We start from the raw sequence: 5,797 nt of genomic DNA, 5'->3' as shown, positions 1-5,797 counted from the left end.
CGGGCAATGTGTGGCTGGTGAACCAGAACATGCAGCTGGTCAACAACTGGGACGACGTGATCCCGCCGCAACAGACCTCCGACGACGCGGACAAGGACTCCGCGGACGAAGTCCAGCAGACCGTCCTGCCGGACCGGACCAAGCCCAACAGCGCACCGGTCGCCAAACCGGACACGTTTGGGGTGCGCGCCGGAAAGACCGCCATCCTCCCCGTCCTGGACAACGACACCGACGCCGACGGCGACATCCTCACCGTACGTGCCCCCGATCCGATCAAGTCCGGGCTCCTCGCCCCGATCTACGGTTCCACCGGCTTCCAAGTCAGCGTCCCTGCCGACAAGACCGGTTCGGAAACCTTCAAATACTCAGTGGACGACGGCCGCGGCCTCACAGCAGCCTCCGACGTCACCCTCAATATCATCCCGCTGGGGAGAACTCGGCCCCGCGGCAGAAGCCGAACCGCAACACCACCCTCGTGGTCCAGGCCGGCAAACTCGTCAGCCAGAACATCCTCACTGACTGGACCGACCCCGACGGCGACGACCTCTACGTGGTCAGTGCCACTGGCAGCGACCCCCGGGACCAGGTCAAGGCCCGGCCCGACGGACTGCTCAGCTTTCAGGACGCAGGCTCGGAACCCGGCCGCAAGGTGGTCACCCTGACGGTGTCCGACGGCCAATCCACCGCAGAGGGCAAAGTCACTGTGGACGTACGCGCCCCCGGCGCGCTTCCGCCGATTGCCAACGCGGACCACATCGTCGCCGTCGCCGGTGTGGACACGGTCATCGCGCCGCTGAAGAACGACTCGGACCCGCAGGGCGGTGCGCTCCGCCTTGCCCAGGTCTCGCCAGACGGCAATTCCACAGCCATCATGGGGGCGGACCAACAGACCTTCACCTTCAACTCTGCCGCCCAGGGTGCCCACTACGTGTCGTACCTCGTAACCAATGGTCCGGCCAGCGCCCAGCAGCTGGTGCGCGTGGACGTGGTTCCCGGCAACGGCGACGGCGCCCCCGTCGCCGTGCGGGACACGGCCCTGCTGCCCAGCGGCGGCAGCGTCCTGGTGGATGTGCTCGGCAACGACTCAGACCCCTCCGGCGGCGTCCTTGTGGTCCAGTCCGTCACGGCGGCCGACGGCCAACCGATCAGTGCCTCGGTGCTGGACCACTCCGTCGTCCGGATCACCGACATCCGGGCGCAGGGCCAGCTCAACGTCAAGTACACGATTTCGAACGGCAAGTCCTCGGCAAGCGGCGACATCGCAGTCCTGGTGGTGCCCGCACCGGCCAAGCTGCAGGCGCCGCAGGCCAAGCCGGACGAGGTGTCAGTGCGCACGGGCGACGTCGTCACCATACCGGTCCTCGAGAACGACACCGACCCCAACGGTGGCAAGCTCACCCTCGAGCCGGAACTGGCGCAAAAGCCCGACGACGCCGACGGGCGCATCTTCCGCTCCGGCGGCACGCTGCGCTTTATTGCCGGGGACGTACCTAAGACGGTCTACGCGATCTATAAGGTCACCAATGAATCAGGGCAGTCGGACTCGCAACAGGTCACCATCCGCGTCCGCGCCCGCGATGACGAACGGAACACCCGTCCCGAACCGAAGAACCTGACCGCTCGCGTAGTCTCCGGCATGGTGGTTCGGATCCCCGTTCCGCTCGACGGCACTGATGCCGACGGCGACTCCGTGCAGCTGATCGGGGTGGACAAGGCCCCCGCCATGGGAACGGCCGTGGTCAAGGACGGCTACCTTGAATTCACCGCCACCGGAACTGCTGCCGGCACCGACACCTTCACCTACCGGGTCCGGGACCGGATCGGCGCCGAAAATACCGGCACGGTGATTGTGGGCATCGCCCCGCCGGAAGCCAACAACCAGAAACCCATCGCCGTGGACGACGCCGTGGACGTCCGCCCCGGGCGCAAGATCGCCGTGGCCGCCCTCAGCAACGACTCGGACCCTGACGGGGACCCGATCGGGCTGGTCTCCAACGCCTTCGAAGCCCGTCCCGAACTCCGCGTCGAGTCAGCCGACGGAGGCAAAGTGCTGTTCACCGCGCCGGGTGCTGCCGGCAACGAGAGCGTCAGCTACAAGATCCAGGACGACAAGAAAGCCCAGGGCACTGCGGTGATCAGGGTCCGGGTCAGCCCCGATGCTGCCCTCAAGGCGCCGGCCGCCCAGGACGATGTCATCACCCCCGCAGAAACGCTCGGGAAATCCGCAGTCGACGTCCCGGTCCTGAAGAACGATTCCGACCCCGACGGCGTGGCCTCCGAACTCAAGATCAGCCTGCCGGACGGCAATCCGAACGCGCGCGTCGGCGGCGACGGCAACGTTGTGGTCGGCCTTGCACCGGCGGACCAGCTGGTCCCGTACACCGTCACCGACGTCGACGGCCAGAGCGCCACGGCAGTCATCTGGGTGCCCGGCCAGGGCGAACAGCACCCCACCCTGGCCCGCGCCGACGTCGTTGAAGTGATGGCCGGCAAGGAAATCACCCTGAACCTGAACGAGTACGTCCGGGTCAGGGACGGCCACACACCCCGGATCACCCAGACGGACAAAGTCCGGGTGCAGGGAGCGGACGCCCAAAACGTCATCGCCGGCAACGGCAACGCCCTGCGCTACGCCGCGCTCAAGGACTACGTTGGCCCCGGCTCCGTCACTTTCGAAGTGACGGACGGCTCCGGCCCGGACGATCCGCAGGGCCTGAAATCCACGCTGACCGTCATCACCCGGGTGATTCCGGACCCGAACGCCAACCACGAGCCGACTTTCAGCGGAACCGACCTTGAGGTGCCGAAGGGCGAAACTGCTGGCCTGGAGCTGGGCAACCTGGCCAAGGATGTGGATTCCGGGGACCAGGAGAAGCTCAAGTTCGAATTCGACGGAGCCTTGCCGGAAGGCTTCACGGCAACGATTGAAGGGCAGACTCTCAAGGTCAGCTCCGAGTCCGCCATGGCTGCGGGCCGCGAGGGAACCATCCCGCTGAAGGTCACCGACGGCCGCTCCGGACCGGTCAAGGCCTCGGTGACGGCTACCGTCGTCGCCTCCAACCGGCCGCTCCCGACCGCCAACGAGGACGTCATCGAAAAGGCCAACGCCGGCCGGACCGAGACCATCAACGTCCTCGCCAACGACTTCAACCCCTTCAGTGATGCCCCGCTGAAAATTGTCTCTGTCGCAGTGGAAACGGGCTCCGCCGCCGGGCAGCCGGTAATCAGCGGGGATTCCATCACGGTTACGCCGGCGGACGGATCCAAGGGCGTTATGGTGCTCCGGTACACGGTCTCGGACAAAACGGACGACCCGTCCCGCCAAGCGAACGGCCGGGTCCGCATCACGGTCCGGGACAAGCCGGACGCACCATCTGCCCCCGCCGCAACGGACGTGCGCAGCCGGACGGCCGTGCTCAAGTGGGCTCCGCCCGCGGACAATGGCGCACCGATCTCCAAATACACGGTGCGCTCCAATGGGTTTAGCCAGGACTGCCCCACCACTACCTGCACGCTCAATGGCCTGACGAACAACGTCAAGTACGTCTTCACCGTCACCGCCACCAATGAAGTCAGTGAGTCCGAGACCTCACCGCCCTCGAATGAGATCCGGCCGGATGAGAAGCCGTCCCCGCCGGAAGCGCCCGCCGTGAAGGCAGGCGATAAGAACATGGTGATTAACTGGCCGCCGGCCAAGACCGAGGGCTCGGCAGTCAAGAGCTACAACCTCGAGATCTCGCCGTCGCCGGCCAGCGGAGTCGCCGTGAAGAACGGTGTGACCGGCCTGACCTACACCTGGCCGGGCCTGACCAACGGCGTCCGCTACAAAGTGCGCGCCCAGGCCGTCAACGAGCTTGGCCCGTCGGAGTGGGGCATTTACTCCTCAGAAGACAACCCGGCCGGAGTGCCGGCCGCACCGGCAGCCCCGACCTCCGCCGTGGCCTCCGCGGTGGGAACCACGAACCAGCTGCGGGTGAACTGGACGGAACCGGACACCAACGGGGATGCGATCAGGAACTACTACGTCACGATGAGCGGAGGCGGCGGAGCCCCGCAGACCCAGGCCATCGCCGGTACTGTGCGCACCGCCAACTTCACGGCAAACAATTCCGAGGCCGAATACACGTTCACAGTCCAGGCCGAAAACAAAGCAGGAAAGGGTGCTGTCAGTCTGCCGTCCGCGCCCAGGCGCGCCACCGGCAAGCTTGGCCAGGTTTCCGGGGTCACTGCAGCCGCTGCGGACACCGGGGGAGCCGGGCGTCAGGTGACCATCAACTTCAGGGAACTGACCGCCGCCGAACGCAACGGTTCGGCCTACGGCGAGGTCAGCTACAGCTACAACGCCAGCACCGGCCAGAGCGGTCCCATCAAGCCCGGGCAGAAGGTCGGCGGCTTCACCAACGGCACGGCGACCACCATCACTGTGATCGCACACTCCACCGTGGCTCCGAGCTCCAACGCCAGTGCCGGAGCTTCGGCCACCCCCTACGGTTCGCCCGGTACACCGTCGGCGTCGGGGCAGGACGGCTCGATGAACCAGAAGTCGCTCACCCTGAACTGGTCCTCCCCGTCAACCACAACCAACGACGTTGCTCTGACCAGGATCAGGATCGACAACGGCGGCTGGGAAAACGTTGCCGCAGCCGGCAGCAGGGTCATCAACACCGGCGGATTCGGGGAGTCCCATCGAATCGACGTGAAAACCGTCAACTCCCTGGGAACAGAGAGCGGCGTTGTTTCGGCGTCCGCCAAATCCGGTGCGCAAGGAGAGTGGATAACGACTGTCGTCAAGGGCACGGATCTGGTCCGCACCTGCACGTTCGAATACGGCAAGGCCAGCTACCGGCCGAAACCCTACTTCGACTGCCAGGGGGTCAACAACGGCGATACGCCGCCGTGGTTCTACGTCAACAGCGGCGAGCGGATTGTGGTCCACTGCTATGTGATGATGAACGACCAGTGGACCAACACCCCGGATCAGCCGTTCTACCGGGTTGAACCCGGATCCAACCGGAACGTCGGGTACTACATGGTCGCGGGACACTCACAGCTCGGTCAGCCGTACTCCCACGGGATTCCGCAATGCTGATCCCTATGACGGAAGGAACCGCAGGTCAGGCGGTGGGGGAGAGCTCCCCATCGCGGTCCGACGGCTGGTTGGGTAGGCTGTCGCGGGAAACAGAGAGCCCGGTACCGGGTCTTTGGAAACGCTGCCCTGGGGGCGGCTGCGATTTTGAGGGAATTGAAAACTTGTGACAACTCTGTTCGGCAAGCTGGGTCTCAGGGAGCGCCGCAGGAAGTTGGTTTCGGCCACCGTTTTTGCGGTGGCCGGTGCTGCGCTGGTGGCCGGCGCGGTGATTTATCCCGGGTTCAAGACCACTGAGGTGGAATTGAACGACGGCGGCGTGTGGGTGGTCAGCAAGGCCAGGAATGCCGTGGGCCGGCTGAATTATCCGTCGCGCGTGCTTGACGGTGCGGTGACCCCCGCCAGCACTACCTTTGACATCCTGCAGAACTCCGGTGACGTCTTCGTCGACGATGAGACAGGCTCCACGCTGAACCAGGTTTCCCCGGCCAACATGCAGCTCGGCGGGGACAAGAAACTGCCGGGTTCGGCTGATGTGAGCTTCGGTTCCGAGGTCATTTCCGTCACCGACGCAGCCAAGGGCAAGGTCTGGGCCCTGTCTCCGTCGACCGTCAATGCTTTCGACGAGGAAGCCACCGAGCCCGCCGTGGTCGGCTCGGAAGGCCTGGTGTCCGCGGTGGGTTCCGACAACCGGATCTACAGTGCTGATCC

The 5,797-nt window shown here is 65.5% G+C and carries 2 protein-coding genes and 1 pseudogene; all 3 read left to right on the top strand.

The window, feature by feature from the left end; all coding sequences use genetic code 11:
• Positions 1 to 29 precede the first annotated feature (29 nt).
• Positions 30 to 359: pseudogene (locus J7I79_RS24325) on the top strand (Ig-like domain-containing protein); the annotation flags it as partial.
• A 116-nt stretch (positions 360 to 475) separates the two neighbouring features.
• Complete coding sequence (locus tag J7I79_RS19580) at positions 476 to 5,089, top strand: Ig-like domain-containing protein (protein WP_311380616.1); 4,614 nt, start codon at positions 476 to 478, stop codon at positions 5,087 to 5,089.
• A gap of 163 nt (positions 5,090 to 5,252) precedes the next feature.
• Positions 5,253 to 5,797: hypothetical protein (locus J7I79_RS19575; protein WP_214956121.1), on the top strand; the 545-nt coding region annotated here is incomplete at its 3' end.

The sequence above is a fragment of the Arthrobacter sp. ISL-69 genome (assembly GCF_018613775.1).
In the GTDB taxonomy this organism is placed as follows: domain Bacteria; phylum Actinomycetota; class Actinomycetes; order Actinomycetales; family Micrococcaceae; genus Arthrobacter.
This window is presented reverse-complemented; position numbering and strand designations above follow the sequence as displayed.